Consider the following 21,740-nt stretch of genomic DNA (forward strand, 5'->3'; position numbering starts at 1 on the left):
TTAGATGAAAAAGACCCTGTCCGTGGTGGGTGTGTGCGCCCTGTTGCTGACTGGCGCGGCCAGCGCCGAGACCCTGCGCTTCGCGACCGAGGGCGCCTATCCGCCCTTCAACTATGTCGATGCCGATAACAAGCTGCATGGCTTCGACATCGACATCACCAACGCCCTGTGCGCGCAGATGAAAGTCGAATGCACCCTGGTGGCGCAGGACTGGGAAGGCATCATCCCGGCCCTGATGGCCCGCAAATACGATGCTGTGGTCGCCTCGATGATCGACACCGAGGAGCGACGCAAGAAGATCGCCTTCACCAACCACTACTACCGCACCCCGTTGACCGTCGCCGTGGCCAAGGACAGCCCGATCAAGGACGCCCAGGCCGACTTCAAGGGCTACACCGTCGGGGCCCAGTCGTCCTCCACCCAGGCCATCTACGCCGAAGACGTCTACGCCAAGGCCGGCGCCGACGTGAAGCTCTACCCGACCATGGACGAAGCCAACGCCGACTTGGCCGCCGGCCGCCTGGACGGGGTAATCGCCGACAAGTTCCCGCTGCACGAGTGGATGAACAAGAACGGCCAGGACTGCTGCAAGGTCCTGGGTGACGTCAACGGCACCAAGGCCGACGCCGCCATCGCCGTACGCAAGGACGACGTCGCCCTGCGCGAGCGTCTGAACAAGGCGCTGGCCGAAATCGTCGCCAACGGCACCTACCAAAAGATCGCCAGCAAGTACTTCGCCTTCGACATCTACAACTGACCTGACGCCTGCGGGAGCGGGTTTACCTGCGGATACGGCAGTGGACTCACCGACGTATTGGCGGGCAAGCCCGCTCCCACAGGATCGCTGTTGCCTTTCGATATCGATGTCGCTGAGGAGTCTCCTCCATGCTCGATCAACTGTCTTTGCTGTCGTTCGCCAGCGGTGGCTGGGGTCAGGCGCTGCTCGCCGGCGCCCTGGTGACCCTGTCGCTGGCCCTGGCCTGCCTGCCCATCGGTCTGCCCTTGGGCCTGCTCGTGGCCCTCGCCGCGCGCTCGCGCAAGCGCGCTGCACGCGCCTGGGCCACCAGTTTCTCCACGGTGTTTCGCGGCCTGCCGGAGCTGTTGACACTGCTGATCATCTATTACGGCTGCCAGATCGCCGCACAGAAGCTGCTGGCGGCGATGGGCTATGAAGGCGAGGTGCTGATCAACACCTTCCTCGCCGCGATGATCGCCTTCAGCCTGGTGTTCGCCGCGTTTTCCAGCGAAATCTGGCTGGCCGCCTTCAAGACGCTGCCCAAAGGCCAGCTGGAGGCTTGTTCGGCCCTGGGCCTGAGCAAACGCACCGGATTCTTCAAGGTGGTGCTGCCACAACTGACCCGCATCGCCCTGCCTGGGCTGTCGAACAACTGGCTGTCCCTGCTCAAGGACACCTCGCTGGTGTCGACCATCTCGCTGGTCGACCTGATGCGCCAGACCAACCTGGCGGTCAGTGTCACCAAGGAACCGATGTTCTTCTATGGCGTCGCCTGCCTGGGCTACCTGCTGTTCTCGGCACTGTCGGGGCGGGTCTTTGCCTTCATCGAACGACGCTGCAACCGTCACCTGCAAGGAGCCCGGGCATGAGCTTCGAACAACTGCTGGCCATGGTGCTCGACCCCGACCTGCTCGAACGCTACGGCGCGCGCTTCATCGACGGCTTGCTGGTGACCGCCAAGCTGGTGGCGATCTCCTTCAGCCTGGGCGCGGTGCTCGGGCTGCTACTGGCCCTGGCGCGCATGTCCCAAAGCCGCGTGCTGCAGCGCCTGTCGGCGGGCTACGTGTACTTCTTCCGCGGCTCGCCCCTGCTCGCGCAGCTGTTCTTGCTGTACTACGGCCTGGGCTCGCTCAAGGGCTTCTGGCAGGACATGGGCCTGTGGTGGTTCTTCCGCGAAGCCTGGTACTGCACGCTGCTGGCCTTCACCTTGAACACCGCCGCCTATCAGGCGGAGATCTTCCGCGGCAGCCTGATGGCCGTGGCCCCCGGCCAATACGAAGCGGCGCGGGCCTTGAGCCTCAAGCGCTCGACCACCTTCTTCAAGGTCATCCTGCCGCAATCGCTACTGGTGGCCATCGGCCCGTTGGGCAACGAACTGATCCTGATGATCAAGGCCAGCGCCATCGCCTCGCTGGTGACCATCTACGACTTGATGGGCGTGACCAAGCTGGCGTTCTCGCGCAGCTTCGACTTCCAGATCTACCTGTGGGCCGCAGTGCTCTACCTGGTGATCGTGGAGATCGTCCGCCGCGCCCTGAAACACCTGGAAGCCCGCCTGGGCCGCCACCTGAACTGACCGAAGGATACGCTCCATGCATTGCCAAACCATCGTTCTGGGCGCCGGTATCGTCGGCGTCAGTACCGCCCTGCACCTTCAGGCCCGAGGCCGCCAGGTCATCCTGATCGACCGCGACGAGCCGGGCAGCGGCACCAGCCATGGCAACGCCGGGTTGATCGAACGCTCCAGCGTCATCCCCTACGCGTTTCCTCGCAACCTGGGCGCCTTGCTGCGCTACGGACTTAACCGCCAACCCGACGTGCGCTACAGCTTCCTGCACCTGCCCAAGGCCGCCCCCTGGCTGCTGCGCTATTGGCAGCAGTCCGCGCCGGGCCGCCTGGCCAGTGCCGCCGCCGACATGCTGCCGCTGGTGCAACGCTGCGTCGAAGAGCACGACGCCCTGATCGACGCCGCAGGCCTTGGCGCACTGGTGCAGGCCAAGGGCTGGATCGAGGTCTACCGCGACCCTGCCCTGTTCGCCCAGGCCAAGGCCGACCTGCACGGCCTTGCCCGCTACAACCTGAAGTACGAGATTCTCGAACGCGACCAACTGCAAGCCCGGGAGCAACAGCTCGAGGGTGATGTGATCGGCGGCATTCACTGGCTGGACCCGAAGACCGTCAACAACCCCGGCGGCCTGACGCGCGGCTATGCCGCCCTGTTCATCCAGCGCGGCGGGCAGTTCATCCATGGCGATGCCCGCAGCCTGCGTCAGGTCGGCACCCAGTGGCAGGTGAACAGCCGCCGCGGCCCGGTCATTGCCGACGAGGTGGTGGCCTGCCTGGGTCCGCAGTCGGCCGACCTGTTCGAGCCCCTGGGCTATCGCTTCCCGCTGGCGATCAAGCGCGGTTATCACATGCATTACAGCACCCGGGACGGCGCCGAACTGGCCCACGCGGTCTGCGACACCCAAGGTGGCTACGTTCTGGCTCCGATGGCGCGTGGCGTACGCCTGACCACCGGGATCGAGTTCGCCGCCCACGATGCCCCCGGCAACGAGATCCAGCTGGGGCGCTGCGAAGCCCTGGCTCGCAAGCTGTTCCCGGCCCTGGGCGAGCGCCTGGACGACCGTCCGTGGCTCGGCCGGCGCCCCTGCCTGCCGGACATGCGTCCGGTGATTGGCCCGGCGCCACGGCATAAGAACCTGTGGTTCAACTTCGGCCACGCCCACCACGGCCTGACCCTGGGCCCGGTCACTGGCCGCCTGCTGGCCGAACTGGTCACAGGCCAGGCGCCTTTCACCGACCCGTCGCCTTACAGCGCCGCACGCTTCGACTAAACATCCACGCGGGAGAACAACAAGATGACCGCCGCCTCTCTGAGCCTTGCCAGTGTCACCCCCGAACCCGACGCGCGCCCAGTGCTGATCCGCATCGAGGGCCTGAACAAGCACTACGGCGCCTTCCATGTGCTGCACGACATCAACTTGCAGGTCCGCGAAGGCGAGCGCATCGTACTCTGCGGCCCCTCAGGCTCGGGCAAGTCGACTTTGATTCGCTGCATCAACCGTCTGGAGATCGCCGAACAGGGCAGCATCCACGTAGCCGGCACGGACCTGGCCGCCACCAGCCGCCAGGCCGCCCAGGTGCGCAGCGAGATCGGCATGGTGTTCCAGCACTTCAATCTGTTCCCGCACATGAGCGTGCTGGACAACTGCCTGCTCGCCCCCACCAGCGTACGCGGTCTGTCGCGCAAGGACGCCGAGGAACGGGCGCGCATGTACCTGAGCAAGGTCGGCATCGAGAGCCAGGCGCACAAGTACCCCAGCCAGCTGTCCGGCGGCCAGCAGCAGCGGGTGGCCATCGCACGGGCGCTGTGCATGAAGCCGCGCATCATGCTGTTCGACGAACCCACCTCGGCGCTGGACCCGGAGATGGTCGCCGAAGTGCTGGACGTGCTGGTGCAACTGGCCGGTACCGGCATGACCATGCTCTGCGTCACCCATGAAATGGGCTTCGCCCGTCAGGTGGCCGAGCGCGTACTGTTCCTGGAAGGCGGGCAGATCATCGAGGACAGCCCACCGGAGGTGTTCTTCAACCACCCGAAAACCCAGCGGGCACAAGCGTTCCTCAAACAAATCCTGCACTAGCGCGCATCAGCGCTCCCTCTCTGGATAAGCACCGCCCCTGTGGGAGCGGGTTCACCCGCCAATGCGATAGTGAATGCACCGTCGTATTCGTGGGTAAACCTGCTCCCACCGCGTTTTTGGCGTCCGGATGGAGCTGGCTGGTTTTTAGTGAGATGGGAACGGGAAGGCCCCCTCGTGCGGGTATTGCAAACCACCAAGCCCCTGTACCCGCCGGCACTCATTGCACCCATGCAAAGACCCAACTGCATCGTTAAATATTATTGACCTAACCCACCGCCAAACCCTTGTCACCGCAGGGCTCCAAGCCCTCAACCCCCCGAAAAACGGCGCCTTCACCCCTCGCCACTCGTTTGACATATCGAACGGCTCTGGCAAGCTATGAACAAGCCCCGACCGGAATCGCCTGCCAGGCGAGCCGGCAGTGCTCGGGGTTTCAGGACGTACTCAAGGCCGAGCCCGTGCGCCTGCACAACAACGACAGGATGAACCTGTCCCAAGGTGACATATGTCCAACAGCAACATTGGCAACAAGCAACCCTCCCTGCGCAAACCCGTCGTCCTGATGACCATGGGCAGCCAAGAGCGCAAAGGCCATGACTATCAGGTCATGACCCACAAATACATCACTCCGCTGGTCGAATTCGCCGGTTGCGTCCCGGTCCTCGTGCCCACCTGCTGTGGCGTCGAAGACCTCGAGACCTACCTGGACATGGCCGACGGCGTCTACCTGACCGGCGCGGGCAGCAACATCGACCCGGCCCTCTACGGCCAGGAAAACCAGACCCCGGGCAAGGCCCAGGACAAAGATCGCGACCTGTTCGACATTCCTTTGGTGAAAATGGCCATCGCCCGTGGCCTGCCGATCTTCGGTATCTGCCGTGGGATGCAGGAAATCAACGTGGCCCTGGGCGGTGACATCTACCAGAAGGTCTACGCCGAGCCAGGCTTCAACGATCACCGGGAGAATCCGGAAGATCCGGTCGAGGTCCAGTACCAGGCCGTGCACAGCGTCAAGGTCCAACCAGGCAGCTGGCTGCGCGAGAAGCTCGGCACCGACGAGATCCGCGTCAACTCCCTGCATGGTCAAGGCCTGAACAAGCTGGGCAAAGGCATCGAGCCGATCGCCCACGCTGAAGACGGCCTGGTCGAAGCGATCCACGCCCCGAGCATCTCGCCGTTCCTGTTCGCCGTGCAGTGGCACCCGGAATGGCAAGCCGCGAAGAACCCTGACTCGATCAAGATCTTCGAAGCCTTCGGCGACGCCTGCCGCACCCAGGTGCGCAAATCCCAGGGCAAGCGCAACCAGGCTGCCTGATTCTTCTTCGTTAGTTTTGATCGCGGGGCGGCGCAATGTCGCCCCCGCTTCCCCGGTCACCCTCTGCTGGTCCCAGAACACTTCCCGTGGAAGCGGGCGGCTGGCTTGTGCCTGTCTCCGCGATCGTTTTTTGCCTCACACCGCCGTGTGCCGTAGTGCCGACGGTGCCTCCCCCATCATCCGTCTATACATGCTGGAAAACGCACTCGGGCTCTCGTAGCCCAAATCCAGCGCCACCCGTGTCACCGACTCCCCCGCCGCCAGACGCGTCACCGCCGCCATCAGGCATGCCTGCTGTCGCCACTGGGCGAACGACAACCCCGTGAGCGTTCGAAAGCGACGGGTGAAGGTACGAAGGCTCCAATTGAGCCGATGCGCCCAATCCTGTGGCGTGACGCGGATATCCGGTTGAGCCAGAAACGCCAGGCACAACTGCGCAACGCGTGGCTCCTGCGGAATCGGCGCAAACAGTGGCAATGGCCGGGCACGGCTCAGTTCAGCAAGCATCAAGGCGACCAGCAAGCCATCGCGCCCCTGGGTGTCGTACAACGCCGGGACATCGGCACTGGCCAGCAGCAGTTCGTGGAGCAAGGGGCTGACCAGCAAGGCCTCGCATTGCTCACCCGGCCTGGGCACCGCTTCGGGTTCGATGTAGAGGCTGCGTGTGCTGACACCCCGCATACGCACCTGATGGCGCTTACCGGGCGGTATCCAGACGCCGTTGTAGGGCGGAACTACCCAGGCGCCGTCATCGGTCAGCACATCCATCAAACCGCTCATACCGTAGAGAAACTGCGCCCGTCGATGGCTGTGCGCCGCCAGCAGCGTGCCAGGCGGGTAGTCGGTGCCGATGGCAAGCACGGGGCGGGGCGTTGCGTCCATGGTGTGCAAAGGAATGTTGCGCATGCCGATCGCCTTGGCCGAAAAACAACGATTATTGGCCATCGCGCGCAAGCCGGCCAGGCCGAGGCCCATTATCGTGCAGCCTTCATCCGCTCTGGAGGGCGTTGCATGTTCTACGCGTTGCTCGTCGCGTTCGGCCTGTGCGCAGGCGTCACCACGTTGTTGTTCGGCTTTGGCGGCGGGTTCTTCGCGGTGCCCTTGCTCTATGCGCTGCTGCTGGCCAGTCATGAGGCGGGCTCCGTGGTCAGTCAGCATGCGATGCAGATCGCTGTAGCCACTTCCGCCGCGGTGATGATCGTCAGCAGTGCCCTGGCCAGCTGGCGTCATCATCGCGCCGGGAGCCTGGACTGGGCACTGGTGCGCCTGCTGGTGCCGGGCATCGGTCTTGGCGCCCTGCTCGGCGCCATCGCCGCGCTCTGGCTGGACAGCGACTGGCTGCGCTGGCTGTTCGTCGCCTACGTGCTGGCAAGCCTGCTCGATGGCTGGCTTCGCCCAGGCTTCGTCGCGAAGACCCGCTCGCAGCGTCCCCCGTTGGGCCCAGGGCACTCGACCCTGATCGGCGTGCCGATTGGTGCGGTGGCGGCGTTGTTGGGTGTTGGTGGCAGCGTCATGACCGTACCGTTGATGCGCCGACGCGGCGCGAGCATGCTGACCGCCACGGCCATGGCCAATCCGCTGTCGTTGCCCATGGCATTGGTGGCCACGCTGACCTACGCCCTGTTGCCTCAGGCGCAACTGACGCTGGGGGTGGGCTATCTGGGCCTGGTCAATCTGTATGCCGCGACAGCCTTGGTGGCGGGCGCCTGGCTGGGGATGGCACTGGCTGCACCGTTGGTCGGACGCATCAACGATACGCTCCATGCCCGCGCCTACCTGCTATTGCTGGGCGGCGTGTTGCTGACGATGCTCCTGGTGCGCAGCTGACGGCAAATTGCTGGCCCCCAGCCCTGCGAAGTGAAGGCAAACTCCCTTTTCCTTCATAAGCTTAGGACAGCATCATGCGGGTATTTCTAGCAACGATCGCCGGCTGTGTGATGGCCACGGCCGCCTTCGCAGCCCAAGCCAAGGCCCTGAACCAGAACGATCGTCAGGTATGCCACTGGGGTTCGCAAATCGCCGCCGATGCGCAGCAGGCCAAGCTTTCCGGCGTCACGCTGTATGCCACGCGTAAGAAGTTGCAGACGCGCAAATTCCCCAAGCCCTGGATGCGCATGACCGCCTTCGGCATCACCGAGCAGACCTACAACAGCCAGTCCCGGCTCAAGCCCGCGGCGATCAGGCAGACGTACTACGAGCAATGCGTACAGCATGCGATCGCAAAACGTTAATACGTTATATATCAGCAGGTTATGCGATTAATTTAACGTTTTTGTTTACATACATAGGGACTGAGCAGACTTGAGATCGAGGCGCAGTCCCTGTGGGAGCGGCTCAAGCTGAAGCCGACAACCGCTCCCCAGCCCTCTTCGAGCGGCCACCCAGGCACGTCACCGCAAACGCGATCACCAGCGCGCTGGTGCCCAACAGGAAGATCAACTGCTGATTCGATCCCTCCACCAGCAAGGCGATCAGGGCTGGGGTCACCGCCGCCGCGCCCATCAGGGTGATGCTCACCAGGGGCGTGAGTTTTCCGGTCGGGTCATTGGTAGTGATCAACGCCATGTAGTACGACAACGACAATACCCAGCCGAAGTTAATCAACAGCAGCGCCACGAATAACTGCATCGGGGTGCGGGTGTGTCCCGTCAGCATGGCGATCGACACGAAGATCGCCACCAGGCCCACGGCGATCATCAGCTGCCGGTTGACCCGCGCGCCCAACAGGCTAGGCAGCCCCGCCCCCGGCAAGCCGCCGATCGCAGAAAGGCCAAACGCCCAGCCGATATCGACACCGTCGATGCCCTGGTCACGCGCCAATTGGTCGATGAAGCCCCACACGCAATAGATGGCGATCTGCATGAACAGCATGCCCACCAGCGCGCTGCGCCCCATGCGCGACGAACCGCCCTGGGCGCACGTCCCCTCGCCGCTACCGATCAGCGCCGCGGGCTTGCGTGGCAGCGCAAGGCTCGCGCCGCAAATCAGCAGGTACCACAGGCCAAAGGAACACAGCGCCGTCACCGTGCCGCTCTGGGCCGCAAGCAGGGGCAAGGCGGCGGAAAACAACGAGTACTCAGGCGTCTGCAGCAACAGCATCAGGCCGAACGAGCGGTCCTGGTTGGGCAAACGACCCAACGTGGACACCGCATAGGCATAGATCAACCCGGCGCACGTGCCCGCCGCCAGGCTTACCAGCAGCAGCGTGCCGTTGCTCGGCGCAAAGGCGGTGGCCATGCTCAGCGCCACGCACAGCAACCCCACCCACAGACAGAGGCTGCGCCCACCCTGGCGTTTCATCACGATCGGGCACAGCAATGTGCCCAGGGTCATGCCGATCATCTCCACCGAGACGACCCAGCCCTGTTGATCGAGCGACAAGTTCAGTTGTTCGGTGACCAACCCCATGAAGATTGGTTGTACACCGCAGACGATGAATGAAGTGCAGGCGATGAAGATGAGGGAAGCACGTAGTAGCTTGGAGTCTTTGATCATGAATGGACCCTGACACGCTGCACAGCATCACCTGCTAGATCAGGTGACCCTGCCCACAGCGTTTGTTTTTATTGTTTGGGTGACTGGGCCCAATACGCCGCGATAGACGCCCCGCAGACCCAGGTGAGCGGTGGCTTGACCGCTCTGGGATGCAATCCTGGGCCTTGCCTGAGGCCTTTGAAAGTTAAATATCGGAATCGACTCCAGTGGGCTTTTTAATGCACGCCGATACCGCTTGCCTGTATCCAGAAACGCACTGCAATCGATGCCGATATTTAATTTGTGAGGCCCCTGGAGATTCCCTACCGTGTGTCGCTACATCCAACCCAGGGGCCATCGCCCGCTACCGTGCGCTTCGTCGAACCGGCCCCGATGATAAAAGGCCAGCCATGAACGACCGTGAGTTCATCAACGCCATCGACGCAGATGGCCTGCCCCTGAACATCGCCGTGAAGAACGGACGTATCACCCACATCGGTCCACAGCGCGCCGCCGTCGCCGCAGCCGATACCATCGACCTGGAAGGCCTGCTGGCCCTGCCCGGCTTCGTCGATGGCCACATCCACCTGGACAAGAGCTTCGTTGGCGACCGCTGGCGCCCGCACCAGAACGTCGCCACCCTGCGCGAGCGCCTGGCGGTGGAAAAACGCGAACTGGCCAGCGCCCCACCAATCCTCGACCGCGCCGATGCCCTGATCCGCCAGGCCGCCACCTATGGCACGCTCGCCATGCGCTGCCACGTGGACGTGGATGCCACGACTGGGCTGAGCCATCTGAACGCCATTCTCCAAGCACGGGATAACTGGAAGGACCTGATCGACATCGAACTGGTGGCCTTTCCCCAGGCGGGCGTGGTGTCCTGCCCCGGTACCGCCGAAATCCTGGAAGCTGCCGTGCGTGAGGGTGTGCAAGTGGTCGGCGGCATCGACCCGACGACGCTGGACGGCGATGCCGAAGCACAGCTGGACATAATCTTCGGCATCGCGGAGCGCCATGGGGTGAAGGCCGATATCCACCTCCATGAACCGGGCGAGATTTGCATTGCCCAGCTCGAACGCATCGCTGCACGCACCCGCGCCCTGGGCATGCAGGGCCTGGTTGCGGTCAGCCATGCGTATGGGTTGGGAGATGTGTCCGAGCAGGTGGTTGACCGAACCGCGCAGGTACTGGCCCACGCAGGTGTCTCGATCATGACCAATGCGCCTGGCGAGCATGCCTTTCCGCCGGTCTTGCGCCTGCGTGCAGGGGGGGTGCGGGTGTTCACCGGCAACGACAACATCCAGGATGCCTGGTGGCCCTATGGCAACGGCGACATGCTGCAGCGCGCGATGCTGGTCAGCTATCGCTCTGGGTTCAATACCGACGAGGAGTTGCGGGTTGCGCTGGACATGGCCACCGAGGCCAGCGCCGCCGTGATGGGCAAGACCGACTACGGCCTGAAGGTGGGCAACGAGGCGAGCTTCTTGTTGTTCAAGGCACCGAACGCGGCGGCAGCGGTGGCGGCGGCGCTGCACGAGCGATTGATCGTGCGCCATGGGGCGTTCTGGGGCGGGCCCGCCATCTTGCAGCTCAAGGCTGCTCAGTTCAGTCGTGAGATGCGCCGCTGAGTCGGCCCCTGGACGGAATCAGGCCGGTTCAGGTGCTTCGTCACGCAGGATGCCGATCAGGATGTCCGCCAGCGCCTTGACCATCGGGTCGGCCGTGGGCCGGTAGAAGATCGCCGCCTCGAACACCTTGATCGGCTTGAAACCCTCCTCGGCGCCCAAGACCCGATGCCCAGGCGTGACCACCCGGGACGGCAGCAGACTGACCCCCAGCCCATTGGCCACCGCCGCCTGGATACCGGCCAGGCTCGAGCTGGTAAACCCGATGCGCCAGCTACGCCCCATGGCCTCGACCGCGCTGATCATGTCGTCTCGATACAGGCCCCGCGGCGGGAAGGTCACCAAGGGGATCGGGTCCTGGGCAAAGCACGGGTACTGCGCGCTGTCGATCCATTCGATGCGTTCCGGCTGGCAGGCATTGGCCTCACGGCTGTGACGGCGTTGCTTGACCAGCACCAGGTCCAGCTCGCCACGGTCGTAGCTGCCCATCAGGTCTCGGCTCAGGCCGCCGGTGATCTCGAGCTTCACTTTGGGATGCTTGCGATTGAACGCCGCCAGCGACGCCATCGTCTTGCCGGCGACAAAATCGTCCGGCAAGCCGATGCGCACGGTCACCGTCACGCCGCCGGATAGCGCCTCGCTCAGCTGGTTGCTCACGGCCAGCAAATGCCGCGCATAACCCAACAGCATCTCGCCGGCATCGGTCGGATGCACTTCCCGGTTGCTGCGATCGAGCAACTGATGCCCGACCATTTCCTCCAACCGCCGCACCTTCTGGCTGACTGTCGACTGGGTAGAGTGAAGCCTGGCAGCGGCTGTGGTGAAACTGCCGCAATCGGCCACCATCACCACGGCCCGTAGCAGATCCAGGTCATAGATCGATCTATTGGGTTTCGCACTGTCTGTCATAGGCAAGATTCATCTTTCGAATACACGCAGTCCGAGCATCATGCCAGAAGCCCTGCGCCTTGGGTGGCGCGATCCGGCCTATCCTTGTGCTTGACCCCTCAGCGGACACGCCCGATGCCCACACCTGACGCTTCACTGCTGCAAAGCTGGCAGCACAACGCCCAAGCCTGGATAGCCGCCGTGCGCAGCGGTGCCATCGAAAGTCGGCGGCAAGTCACCGACCAGGCCATCCTGCTCGCGGTGCTGGGCCGCCAGCCTGAGCGCGTGCTGGACCTGGGCTGTGGCGAGGGCTGGTTGTTGCGCGCCTTGGCCGAGCGCGGGATCGAGGTGACGGGCGTGGATGGTGACGAGACGCTGGTTCAGGCCGCGCAGGCTGCCGGGGCGAGCCGTGTATACCAGGCGACCTACGAGCAGTTGGCGCAAAGGCAGGTGGACGTCGGCCAGGAGTACGACCTGGTGTGCGCCAACTTCGCCTTGCTGCATCAGGACATCATTCCGCTGCTCGACGCCATGCGCGCCCTGCTCGCCCCAGGCGGCGCAATGGTGATCCAGACCCTGCATCCCTGGACGATGGCCAATGGCGATTACCAGGATGGATGGCGCGAAGAAACGTTCGCCGGATTTGCCGGGCAGTGGGCCCCGATGCCTTGGTACTTCCGCACCCTCGCCAGTTGGTTGAATGCTCTGGACATGGCCGGGTTGCGCCTGGTCAGCCTGCAGGAGCCGCAGCACCCGCAAAGCCCGGTACCGCAGTCGCTGTTGCTGGTTGCCCAACGCCAAGTCTTGTAGTGCCCTTTTCGCGAGTAAACCTGGGCCTGTCCCGCCCCCAACTGGATCCCTGAACATCCGCTTGGTTGCGACAGGATTCACACCAGACGCGCCAACCACACCCCGCCCCCTTGCTCCCCTTCGCGCCCACCCGCTAGCCTGCCTTCCTCTCCCGGACGGACCCTACCCCATGCAACCGCGCGACCTTGCCGCCTATTCGTTCCTGGCCATCACCTGGGGGCTGTCCTTTCTGGTGGTGCTCAAGGTCGTGCATGCCTTCGGTTGGGTCGGCGCGGTCAGCCTGCGCTCGCTGATCGCCGGCGGCACGCTGGCCGTACTGGCGGCGCTGCTGGGGCGGGCGCTGCGCCTGCGCCCCTTGCTCAAGCCGCTGCTAGTCGTGGGCGCCACCACGGTGGCCGGGCAACTGATCGGTCTTTCCTACGCTACACCGCGAATCGGCACCGCCATGTCCGCGATTCTGGTGGCGACCATTCCGCTGTTCTCGATGATCATCGGTCGCGTCTGGGGCCTCGAGAAAATCACCCCCCAGGGCCTGGCTGGCCTGCTGTTGGGCGTACTTGGCATCGTCATGCTGGTGGGGTTCCCGGCGCAGGCCGTGACCGACGACTTCATCCACGGCTGCATCGCTTCGGTCTTTGGCTGTCTGTGCGCTGCGTTCGGCAGCAACTATGCGAGCCTGCGCCTGCGCGGCCAGGACCCGTGGACGGTCACCGGCGGCGCCTTTCTCGCTGGCGGCCTGTTGACATTGCCCTTGTTGTGGGTGGTGCCTGTACCCACCGTGCCCCAGGCCAGCGACTGGCTGCTGCTGGCCATCAGCGGCGCGGTGATGAGCGCCACTACTTACGTGCTGTACTTCGGCCTAGTCGCGCGCATCGGTGCCACCCGTACCATCAGCGTGGAGTTCGTGGTGACCTTGGTGGCAGTGCTGATCGGCGCGCTGTTCCTCGGCGAAGCCCTGAGCCTTCTGCAGATCGTGGGCGGTGGGGTGATCCTGCTGGGCTGCATGCTGGTGCTCGGCTTGCTGCCGGGGCGCGGCAAGCGCCTGCCCAGCTGATCAGGCCCCTGGCACGTCCGGTGTCACATCCTGCGCCTGAGCGGTGTTGGTATCGATCGGTGGCGTCAGGCGCAGCACTCGGTCTCGCCCGCCTTCGGCGAGCAGGTAGCCACCCTTGCCGTCGGGAACGATGGCCTGGGGCGCCTTGAGGAAGGTCAGCACCGTGTGACGCTGCCCCTGGGCGTCGATGCGCAACAACCGTGCGCGGTGGGTGGAATCTTCGCTGATCCATAGGCCACGCTGGTCGCAGAGCAGGAAGGTGGGGTTGCGCAGGCCGCTGGCCACCACCGGGTCCTGGCCATCCTCGCTCAGCGCACGGATTTGCCCGGCGCCCTTTTCGGTGTAAAGCAGGCGGCCATCGCTGCAGCGGGTCAGGCCCTCGGTTTCGGTCAGGCCTGAACGCAGGATGTCGAGCTGACCGCTGTGCCAGTCGTAGCGCATCAAGCGGCCATTGCCTTTGCGGTCTTCGATGGCATAGAGGTAATCGCCGTCGTTCCACAAACCCTGCACGCTTTCGCCATCGAACAGATGGGTCACCTGGCCATCCCGAGCAAGGCTGACCGGTGCTCTGCCGCCCTCCTGGCTGAACACCCAACCGCCTTGTGCAGCCACCATGCCATCAGGCTTGGACAAGCCCTCGATCATGACGACCCGATCGCCTTCGGCGGTGATCTTCAGGATGCTGCCACGGCCATCGTCCAGCTCGCGGCTCACCAACAGACTGCCGTCGGCCTGGGGCAGCAGCGACGCGGCCTTGTCCACCGAGCGGTGAAGTACCTGAACACCCCAGCCATCGGCGGCCTGGACGGGGTAAAAACTCTGCCAGGCAAAGAACCCCAGCGCGCTGGCAAGCACGCCGGCGGTGCCGGCCAGCAACACTTTCACAGCGCGTACGCGTAGGGCTCGTGCCATTGATCGTCTCCTTGGAAGAGGCGAAATCCTAGCAAGAGGATGTGAAAAAAATGTTGTCAGCCCTACGCGGCCGGCCGTCTATGAAAAACAAAACGATATATAAAGAACAAAACATTCTAACTAAATGGAATTAAAAAATTGAAAGCCCTCGCGCGCCTCCTTAGGCTGGAGAACACCCCACCCAAGCCTTTCCAGGAGATCTTCCCGTGCCCGCCCGTGCCTTCTCTCCCCTTCGCCGCCTGCTGCTTGGCGGCCTGCTGGCCAGTGTCGCCAGCGCCTTGCTGCCTTGGTCCAACGCCTTGGCTGAAGACGCCAAGACCTTGCGCATCGGCTACCAGAAGTTCAACAGCATCAACATCCTCAAAGGCAGCGGCGCCCTGGAAAAAGCGCTGGCGCCGCAAGGCGTGAAAGTCACCTGGCACGAATTCGCCGCCGGGCCACAGTTGCTCGAAGCCCTGAGTACAGGCGCCATCGACCTGGGCCACGCTGCCGACGCACCGTCGGTGTTCGCCCAGGCGGCCGGCAAACCGGTGGTGTACCTGGCAGCCGAACAACCCTACCCCCGCGGCATCGGGCTGGTGGTGCGCGAGCAAGACCACATTGCCCGTGTCGAAGACCTCAAGGGCAAGCGCGTGGCCACCGGCCGTGGCTGGAACGCCCAGTACCTGCTGGCCGTGGCCTTGGAGCAGGCAGGCCTGAGCTACAAGGACATCACCCCCGCCTACGTCAACAACGCCGCCGACGCCGTGGCCGCCCTGCAGTCGGGCAGCGTGCAGGCTGTCACCCTGTGGGACCCGTTCCTGGCCGCAGCCGAACGGCAACCGGGCCTGAAAAACCTGCGTGATGGCAGCGGGCTTTCCAACAACCGGACGTTCTACCTCTCCACCGCCGCTTTCGCCGACCAGCACCGCGACCTGCTCAAGACCTTCTTCAACGAACTGGCCAAGGTCAGCCAGTGGGCCAATGCCAAGCCTGCCGAGGTCGCCAACCTGCTGGCGCCGCAGTTGGGCATCGGTGCCGACGTACTGGAGGTGGCCAGTGAACGGCGCAACTACAACGCCGTGGCCATTACCCCACAGATTGTCGCCGAGCAACAGAAGCTGGCCGACACCTTCCAGAGCCTGGGCCTGATTCCGCGCAAGCTACAGGTGGCCGACGCGGTCTACCCGGCTTCCGTCCTGCCCTGACGCCAAGGAGCTCCGCATGCCGCGCCCGATTCGCTTCAACGCCTTCAGCATGAACGCCGCCAGCCACCAGTCACCGGGCCTCTGGCGTCATCCGCGCAACACCAGCGTGGATTTCAACCGCCTTGAATACTGGACGGACCTGGCTCGCCTGCTCGAACGCGGATTGTTCGATGCCCTGTTCATTGCCGATGTGCTGGGCATCTACGATGTCTACCAAGGCGGGCCGGACGCAGCCCTGCGTGGCGGCGTGCAGGTCCCGGTCAACGACCCCTTGCTGCTGGTGCCAGCCATGGCCGGGGTGACCGAACACCTGGGCTTCGGCGTGACCTTCTCGCTGACCTACGAACACCCCTACCCCTTCGCCCGACGCATGTCGACGCTCGATCACCTGAGCAACGGCCGAGTCGGCTGGAACATCGTCACCGGTTACCTGGACAGCGCCGCACGCAACCTGGGCCTGGCCCGGCAACTGGGTCATGACCAGCGCTACGACCTGGCCGAGGAATACCTCGAGGTGCTCTACAAGCTCTGGGAAAAGAGCTGGGACGACGATGCCGTGGTGCTCGAGCGCGAGACTGGCCGTTACATCGACCCGTCGCGCGTACACCCCATCGGCCACGCTGGCGAGCACTTCCAGGTGCCTGGCATGCACCTGTGCCAGCCCTCGCCCCAACGTACCCCGGTGCTGTTCCAGGCCGGAGCGTCGGCGCGCGGCCAGCAGTTCGCCGCGCGGCATGCCGAATGCGTATTCATCAGTGGCCCGACACCCACCGTGTTGCGCCGCTATGCCGACGGCATCCGCCAGGCCAGCGAGGTCGCCGGGCGTGGCCGCGATGAAGTGCTCATCTATGCCCAGGCCCTGCTGATCGTCGGCCAGACGCACGAACAAGCCCAGGCACGCTTTGCCGACTACCGCCGCCATGTCGATCTGGAGGCGGCCCTGGCCCTGCTGTCGGGCTGGACCGGCATAGACTTCGCAGGCCTGGAGCCCGACGCGCCCATCGAATATGTGGAGAACGACGCCGGCCGCGCGGCCCTGGCCGCCTTCACCGCCGCGGACCCCGACCGGCGCTGGACAGTACGCGAGGCGGCGCAGTTCGTTGGGCTGGGCGGTCGGGGACCGGTGCTGGTGGGCTCGGCGCAAGAAGTCGCCAACCAGCTGGAAACCTGGCTCGACCAGACCGGCATCGACGGTTTCAACCTCACCTACGCGGTGCAACCGGACGATCTGGCCAATGTGGTCGAGCTCTTGATACCCGAGCTGCAACGCCGCGGTCGCTATCCCTTGGCCTATGAAAAGGGAACCCTGCGCCACAAGCTGTTCGGCCAGGGCGATCGTCTGCCAGAAGCCCATGCCGGGCGCCTGGTCGACATTCACTGAATAAATACCGGACATTTCAACATTTAATTTGTGGATGCCACGGAAAGGCTCATATCCTGTCCGTGCATCCCCTGCGGCGCACCGGCCGGTGCGGTTCAACGGCACGGGGAAAGAACAACAAGTCGAGACTCTCCATGTCGAATCATTCGTACTTCGCCCCTCACGGTGGGCACCCAGGCCAAACCGAGCTGCTGACTGACCGTGCCATGTTCACCGAAGCCTATGCCGTCATCCCCAAGGGCGTGATGCGTGACATCGTCACCAGCCACCTGCCGTTCTGGGACAAGATGCGCATGTGGGTCATCGCCCGCCCGCTGACCGGCTTCGCCGAAACCTTCTCCCAGTACATCGTCGAAGTTGCCCCGGAAGGCGGCAGCGAGCGTCCTGAGCTGGACCCGAACGCCGAAGCGGTCCTGTTCGTGGTCGAAGGCGAGATCGACATCACCGTCGAAGGCAAGCACCACACCCTGGTCCCTGGCGGCTACGCCTTCCTGGCCCCGGGCGCCGACTGGAGCCTGCGCAACAACAGCAAGTCCAACGTCACCTTCCACTGGCTGCGCAAGCACTACCAGAAGGTCGAAGGCCTGGCTGTTCCGGAATCCTTCGTCACCCACCGCAAGGACGCCACCGTCATCGAAATGCCGGGCACCGAAGGCCGCTGGGTCACCACCCGCTTCGTCGACATGGCCGACATGCGCCACGACATGCACGTCAACATCGTGACCTTCCAGCCAGGCGGCGTGATTCCGTTCGCTGAAACCCACGTCATGGAACACGGCCTGTACGTGCTGGAAGGCAAGGCGGTGTATCGCCTGAACCAGGACTGGGTCGAAGTCGAAGCCGGTGACTTCATGTGGCTGCGTGCCTTCTGCCCGCAAGCCTGCTATGCCGGCGGCCCTGGCCCGTTCAGCTACCTGCTGTACAAGGACGTCAACCGCCACGTGCACCTGACGCTCAACCCACAGCGTTGAGTCCAGGCTGATGTCTCACAAGCCCGCCTTCATGGCGGGCTTGTCGTTTGTGTCCATACTTTTTGCACCCCACTGCTTGCGGACCTGCGTCCATGCCCCTGGTGTATCGTCTGTTGCTCGCCCTGCTGCTCCTGTTGCCAGCCCCCTTGCTGGTGGCGGCCGACTGGCGCCTGGCGCATCAGGAGGATGGCGTCGACGTTTATCTGAGCGCTGTGGAAGGCTCGCCCTACCAGGCGTTTCGCGGCGTGACCCGCATCAAGGCAAGCGTGCGTACCCTCACTGACCTGCAGGAGAACCTGCGGGTGGCCTGCAAATGGCTATATGCCTGCGCTGAGATGCTCTTGCTGGAAGTCGAGGGCGACAGTACCTGGGTCTACTTGGTCACCGACCTGCCCTGGCCGGCCCACCCCAGGGACATCGTGCTGCGCGTGCGCACCGAGCGCCTGAACGATGGGACCCTGGTGCGCTACCTGAGCGCCGAACCTGGTAGGGTGCCCGCAGCGCCAGGGTTGATCCGCGTACGCCGACTGCGCGGGGAATGGACCATGCGCCCGCTGGGGGAAAAGGAAACCGAAGTGAGCTATCAACTGCAGGCCGACCCGGCGGGCGACGTGCCGGGATGGCTGGCCAATCAGTTCGTGGTGGATGCGCCGCTGGTCACCTTGCGCACATTGAAGGCCGTGGCCGAGCGTCAGCCCTAAGAGCATTCGCGGGTAACCCCGCTCCCGCAAGGATCACCCTAACCCCTGAGGGAGCGGGTTCACCGCCGAACCAGGTCCCGTCCTGACAGCGCAAAAATAAACGCTCGATGAAATAGAAATAATTTGAACAACACCCCGGGAGAGGTTTCGAATGATAGATACCTCCGCGATCCTCCCAGGAGCCCGTCATGTCCCTACGTCCGCTGTGTCAGCCATGAAGGCCCACTACCGCGCTCCCTGCGCCAGCCTGGAGCTGGACTTCGTCCGCGATACGCTGTTCGGCCCGGTGGCTCATCGCGTGGAATGCCAGGTCCAGCTAGCCGCGCTCAACTTGCAAGGCTGCCCGGCGCTGCGCCTGCACATCGACCCACCGCTGCCGGAAAAACTCGACCGCGCCCACAGCGTGGCGTTCGTCTGGGACGGACGCAGCTATCACGGCGTGGTGCGTGACCATGCCAAATGCGGCGATGGCGGCATGAACCTGGTGCTTGAGCTGCAGTGAAGCGATCAACGGGCGACAGATAACCTGAACCCTGGGCGCTGGGGCTTCTCCATAAAAAGAGGACACGCTTGCCCTCGAGGAGATTGCCATGAACAGCCCCTTGCTCAAGCTCTTCACTCAACCGGGTGCCGCCTGGCTGGACATCCGCCGTGCCGAGGAAGCCCACCCGCAACAATACCTGCCACGCCTGCTGGCACTGGCGCTGATCCCGGCCGTGTGCCTGTTCATCGGCACCACCACGTTCGGCTGGAGCCTGGCCGCGGAGGATCGCGTACGCCTGAGCCTGGTCAGCGCTGCGCAGTTGGCGGGCCTTCTGTACGCCACGACCGTGGTCGGCGTCATGTTGATGGGCGTGATGATCCGCTGGATGTCACGAGGTTTCGACGCCCAACCCACCCTCAACCAATGCATCGGCTTTGCCGCCTATTGCGCCACGCCCTGGTTCGTCGCGGGCGTGGTGGGCCTGGTGCCGATGCGCTGGCTGGCCGTGCTGGCCCTGCTGGCAGCCTCGGCCTATGCCACGGTATTGCTCTATGGCGGCTTGCAGACGTTTCTGCGGCTTCGCAAGGAACAGGCCCTGCTGTTCGCAACCTGTGTCTGGGGTGTGGGACTGCTGTTGCTGGTGACCATCCTGGTGTCGATGATCCTGTTCTGGTTCAACGGCCTGATGCCTGAGTATGTGCGCCCGGCCAGCCTTGGCTGACCGGGTCTGCCGAGCGTTTCAGGCGATGGCCCTGGCCACGTGCGGATGACCCAGGCGCTGATCCTTGCGCAACTGGTTCACCAGTTCATGGACATCACGACAGCTATTGAGGCTGTCCAGGGGAATGCCGGTGACGGTCAGGCAATCGTCAAGCCCCTGTTCATTGCCCAGACGAATGGTCAGGCTGACGCCGTCCGGGCAACTGACCTCGCAGCGGTCGGGCAGACAGGCCTGCTCGATCAGCTGGCGCATTTCCAATAGCGAAACTCCTATCAACGACATGGTTCGACCCTCTCTGTACTGGATGGCCTGTTGTGTGTGAGTACGCCCTGAATTGGCGCAGTGCCAATTGATATTGCGCATGTCCAAGCGGTCACTCATTTGCTGGAGCAATGAGTGCCTGGTGAATCCTCTAGCACCTTAGAAGAAGAGCCCGGCTTGACGCTGGCTGTTCGATCCAATGAAGCAGGCTTACGACGAGCGGTCTTGCCTGTGCCGCTGGTCGGGCAAGGGGGAATTCTTTCAAACTTTTGAGTAAGTCACAGTTTCCCACGGATAGGCCACGGAACGTCTTGCACGTGGCCAGCCTGCGCGGCTGCGCAAGGGATGGGGACCGATGATCGACGCCAAACTTTTCGTGATCGACTACGAACTGCACGGGCAGCACAAGTCGTTCGTGATCCGCGCCGAGCGGATGGACAACGCCGAGGCCTGGCACTGGGCCAGTTGCGATGCGGGAGTGGCCCGCATCGGACGCTACGGGCGCGAGAAGATCAAGAAAGTCAGCAAGCCGGTGGCCGAGCGTTACGGGATCAGTGATGTACAGTGGCGGCAGACCGGTTGAACGGCTGCCGCGCTGTGGCCCATCGACTCAATGCTGGGGGCCCTGCTCCCCCGCCATCTGGCCGAACCGCCCGGCCTGGAAGTCGTCGAACGACTCGGCGATCTCCGCTTGGCTGTTCATCACGAACGGGCCATAGCCGACGATAGGCTCATCGATTGGTTCGCCGCTGAGCAGCAGCAGGCTCACGTCTTCCAAGGCCTGCACCTGTACGTGCTCACCATCGCGCTCGAGCAGCACCAGGCTGGCCGGCCCGGTCTCACGCTCGCCATTGACCTGCACATTGCCCCGCAAGACCACCAGCGCAGCGTTGCGCCCTTGGGCGATGGGCAGTTGCAGGCTGGCACCGGCCGCAAGGCGCAGGTCCCAGACATCCATGGGCGTGAAGGTCCGAGCCGGGCCTTTGTGGCCTTGATAGTCACCGGCAATCACGCGCAGGGTACCGGCATCGTCTAGCAGCTTCACCACCGGAATATCACTGGCCAGCAGCGTCTGGTAGCCCGCTGCAGCGCGCTTGTCCCGGGCAGGAAGGTTCACCCACAGCTGCACCATTTCCAGGGTGCCGCCAGTGCGGGCGAAAGCCGGCGAGTGGAACTCCTCGTGCAGGATGCCGTTGGCAGCGGTCATCCACTGCACGTCCCCGGGGCCGATCAGGCCACCGGCGCCGGTGGAGTCGCGATGCTCCAGCTCGCCCTGGTAGACGATGGTCACCGTCTCGAAGCCGCGATGCGGATGCTGGCCGACACCGCGGCGCGCGGTGGTCGGGGTGAAGTCGTGCGGGCCGGCGTAGTCCAGCAGCAGGAACGGGCTGATGTGACGGGCCAGATTGTCATAGGTGAACAGACTGCGAACCGGAAAGCCATCCCCGACCCAATGGCCGTGAGGGCTACGATGAACACCCAGAATCTTTTTCATGAGAAGTCTCCTCTCTCAGATAGCTGGGTATAACACTACCTATGAGAATAATACTTCGGTAGATAGCAAAAACGGCCC

24 protein-coding genes are annotated in these 21,740 nt (G+C 63.9%); 18 read left to right on the plus strand and 6 right to left on the minus strand.

Annotated elements, in window-relative coordinates:
- Window positions 1-4 precede the first annotated feature (4 nt).
- The 6 genes from AB1N67_RS12980 (at window position 5) to AB1N67_RS13005 (ending at window position 5,698) form a co-directional block, all read left to right on the plus strand.
- Entirely contained in the window at window positions 5-757 is a 753-nt protein-coding gene (locus AB1N67_RS12980; protein WP_317847340.1) for a transporter substrate-binding domain-containing protein, read from the plus strand.
- A gap of 128 nt (window positions 758-885) precedes the next feature.
- Entirely contained in the window at window positions 886-1,605 is a 720-nt protein-coding gene (locus AB1N67_RS12985) for an ABC transporter permease (RefSeq protein WP_043214234.1), read from the plus strand.
- Complete coding sequence (locus tag AB1N67_RS12990; protein ID WP_070571366.1) at window positions 1,602-2,312, plus strand: ABC transporter permease; 711 nt, start codon at window positions 1,602-1,604, stop codon at window positions 2,310-2,312. The genes AB1N67_RS12985 and AB1N67_RS12990 overlap by 4 nt, the downstream gene beginning before the upstream one ends.
- Before the next feature lie 16 nt (window positions 2,313-2,328).
- On the plus strand, window positions 2,329-3,573 hold the full coding sequence (locus AB1N67_RS12995) for an NAD(P)/FAD-dependent oxidoreductase (protein ID WP_367863031.1): 1,245 nt from the start codon (window positions 2,329-2,331) through the stop codon (window positions 3,571-3,573).
- Window positions 3,574-3,597: 24 nt separating this feature from the next.
- Window positions 3,598-4,383 (plus strand): amino acid ABC transporter ATP-binding protein, encoded by a 786-nt coding sequence (locus AB1N67_RS13000; RefSeq protein ID WP_043214230.1) that lies wholly within the window; start codon window positions 3,598-3,600, stop codon window positions 4,381-4,383.
- A gap of 505 nt (window positions 4,384-4,888) precedes the next feature.
- Window positions 4,889-5,698, plus strand: a complete 810-nt coding sequence (locus AB1N67_RS13005; RefSeq protein ID WP_043214227.1) for a gamma-glutamyl-gamma-aminobutyrate hydrolase family protein — start codon at window positions 4,889-4,891, stop codon at window positions 5,696-5,698.
- Between the two features lie 135 nt (window positions 5,699-5,833).
- On the opposite strand, the gene AB1N67_RS13010 is transcribed toward AB1N67_RS13005, so the two are convergent.
- Window positions 5,834-6,604 (minus strand): helix-turn-helix domain-containing protein, encoded by a 771-nt coding sequence (locus AB1N67_RS13010; protein WP_253132399.1) that lies wholly within the window; start codon window positions 6,602-6,604, stop codon window positions 5,834-5,836.
- 105 nt (window positions 6,605-6,709) lie between these two features.
- Here AB1N67_RS13010 and AB1N67_RS13015 point away from each other — a divergent pair, with 105 nt between their 5' ends.
- On the plus strand, window positions 6,710-7,525 hold the full coding sequence (locus tag AB1N67_RS13015; RefSeq protein WP_332772192.1) for a sulfite exporter TauE/SafE family protein: 816 nt from the start codon (window positions 6,710-6,712) through the stop codon (window positions 7,523-7,525).
- Window positions 7,526-7,599: 74 nt separating this feature from the next.
- Window positions 7,600-7,929 (plus strand): hypothetical protein, encoded by a 330-nt coding sequence (locus AB1N67_RS13020; protein WP_043214223.1) that lies wholly within the window; start codon window positions 7,600-7,602, stop codon window positions 7,927-7,929.
- A gap of 103 nt (window positions 7,930-8,032) precedes the next feature.
- Here the strand turns inward: AB1N67_RS13020 and AB1N67_RS13025 are convergent, their stop codons facing one another.
- The gene (locus AB1N67_RS13025; protein ID WP_367863032.1) at window positions 8,033-9,193 is read right to left on the minus strand and encodes an MFS transporter; all 1,161 of its coding nucleotides are present in this window, start codon (window positions 9,191-9,193) and stop codon (window positions 8,033-8,035) included.
- Between the two features lie 389 nt (window positions 9,194-9,582).
- Here AB1N67_RS13025 and AB1N67_RS13030 point away from each other — a divergent pair, with 389 nt between their 5' ends.
- The gene (locus AB1N67_RS13030; protein ID WP_253132395.1) at window positions 9,583-10,800 is read left to right on the plus strand and encodes an amidohydrolase family protein; all 1,218 of its coding nucleotides are present in this window, start codon (window positions 9,583-9,585) and stop codon (window positions 10,798-10,800) included.
- An 18-nt stretch (window positions 10,801-10,818) separates the two neighbouring features.
- Here AB1N67_RS13030 and AB1N67_RS13035 read toward each other — a convergent pair whose 3' ends face one another.
- Complete coding sequence (locus tag AB1N67_RS13035) at window positions 10,819-11,706, minus strand: LysR substrate-binding domain-containing protein (RefSeq protein WP_043214218.1); 888 nt, start codon at window positions 11,704-11,706, stop codon at window positions 10,819-10,821.
- Window positions 11,707-11,820: 114 nt separating this feature from the next.
- Here AB1N67_RS13035 and AB1N67_RS13040 point away from each other — a divergent pair, with 114 nt between their 5' ends.
- Together AB1N67_RS13040 and AB1N67_RS13045 are read left to right on the plus strand one after the other, a co-directional pair.
- On the plus strand, window positions 11,821-12,495 hold the full coding sequence (locus AB1N67_RS13040; protein ID WP_090346510.1) for a bifunctional 2-polyprenyl-6-hydroxyphenol methylase/3-demethylubiquinol 3-O-methyltransferase UbiG: 675 nt from the start codon (window positions 11,821-11,823) through the stop codon (window positions 12,493-12,495).
- 169 nt (window positions 12,496-12,664) lie between these two features.
- Window positions 12,665-13,549, plus strand: a complete 885-nt coding sequence (locus AB1N67_RS13045; protein WP_197853568.1) for a DMT family transporter — start codon at window positions 12,665-12,667, stop codon at window positions 13,547-13,549.
- On the opposite strand, the gene AB1N67_RS13050 is transcribed toward AB1N67_RS13045, so the two are convergent.
- On the minus strand, window positions 13,550-14,461 hold the full coding sequence (locus AB1N67_RS13050; RefSeq protein WP_367863033.1) for a hypothetical protein: 912 nt from the start codon (window positions 14,459-14,461) through the stop codon (window positions 13,550-13,552). It lies immediately after the preceding gene.
- Between the two features lie 206 nt (window positions 14,462-14,667).
- On the opposite strand from AB1N67_RS13050, the gene AB1N67_RS13055 reads away from it, so the two are divergent.
- The 6 genes from AB1N67_RS13055 (at window position 14,668) to AB1N67_RS13080 (ending at window position 19,906) form a co-directional block, all read left to right on the plus strand.
- Entirely contained in the window at window positions 14,668-15,648 is a 981-nt protein-coding gene (locus AB1N67_RS13055; protein ID WP_043211657.1) for an aliphatic sulfonate ABC transporter substrate-binding protein, read from the plus strand.
- 16 nt (window positions 15,649-15,664) lie between these two features.
- On the plus strand, window positions 15,665-17,029 hold the full coding sequence (locus AB1N67_RS13060) for an LLM class flavin-dependent oxidoreductase (RefSeq protein WP_367863034.1): 1,365 nt from the start codon (window positions 15,665-15,667) through the stop codon (window positions 17,027-17,029).
- A 134-nt stretch (window positions 17,030-17,163) separates the two neighbouring features.
- Window positions 17,164-18,000: a bifunctional allantoicase/(S)-ureidoglycine aminohydrolase gene (locus AB1N67_RS13065; protein WP_043211653.1), complete on the plus strand. Its 837-nt coding sequence runs from the start codon at window positions 17,164-17,166 to the stop codon at window positions 17,998-18,000.
- 92 nt (window positions 18,001-18,092) lie between these two features.
- Complete coding sequence (locus AB1N67_RS13070; RefSeq protein ID WP_367863035.1) at window positions 18,093-18,701, plus strand: START domain-containing protein; 609 nt, start codon at window positions 18,093-18,095, stop codon at window positions 18,699-18,701.
- Between the two features lie 214 nt (window positions 18,702-18,915).
- Window positions 18,916-19,203 carry a hypothetical protein gene (locus AB1N67_RS13075; RefSeq protein WP_043211651.1) on the plus strand — a complete coding sequence of 96 codons (288 nt, stop codon included), beginning with the start codon at window positions 18,916-18,918 and terminating at the stop codon, window positions 19,201-19,203.
- Window positions 19,204-19,291: 88 nt separating this feature from the next.
- On the plus strand, window positions 19,292-19,906 hold the full coding sequence (locus AB1N67_RS13080; RefSeq protein WP_043211649.1) for a Yip1 family protein: 615 nt from the start codon (window positions 19,292-19,294) through the stop codon (window positions 19,904-19,906).
- An 18-nt stretch (window positions 19,907-19,924) separates the two neighbouring features.
- Here AB1N67_RS13080 and AB1N67_RS13085 read toward each other — a convergent pair whose 3' ends face one another.
- Entirely contained in the window at window positions 19,925-20,188 is a 264-nt protein-coding gene (locus AB1N67_RS13085; protein ID WP_043211647.1) for a DUF1652 domain-containing protein, read from the minus strand.
- Between the two features lie 334 nt (window positions 20,189-20,522).
- Here AB1N67_RS13085 and AB1N67_RS13090 point away from each other — a divergent pair, with 334 nt between their 5' ends.
- Entirely contained in the window at window positions 20,523-20,750 is a 228-nt protein-coding gene (locus AB1N67_RS13090) for a DUF6555 family protein (RefSeq protein ID WP_043211645.1), read from the plus strand.
- A gap of 27 nt (window positions 20,751-20,777) precedes the next feature.
- Here AB1N67_RS13090 and AB1N67_RS13095 read toward each other — a convergent pair whose 3' ends face one another.
- A complete protein-coding gene (locus AB1N67_RS13095; RefSeq protein ID WP_090346486.1) occupies window positions 20,778-21,662 on the minus strand; it encodes a pirin family protein in 885 nt (294 codons plus the stop codon).
- Window positions 21,663-21,740: the final 78 nt, after the last annotated feature.

Source organism: Pseudomonas guariconensis (genome assembly GCF_040822035.1).
GTDB classification, from domain to species: Bacteria; Pseudomonadota; Gammaproteobacteria; order Pseudomonadales; family Pseudomonadaceae; genus Aquipseudomonas; species Aquipseudomonas guariconensis.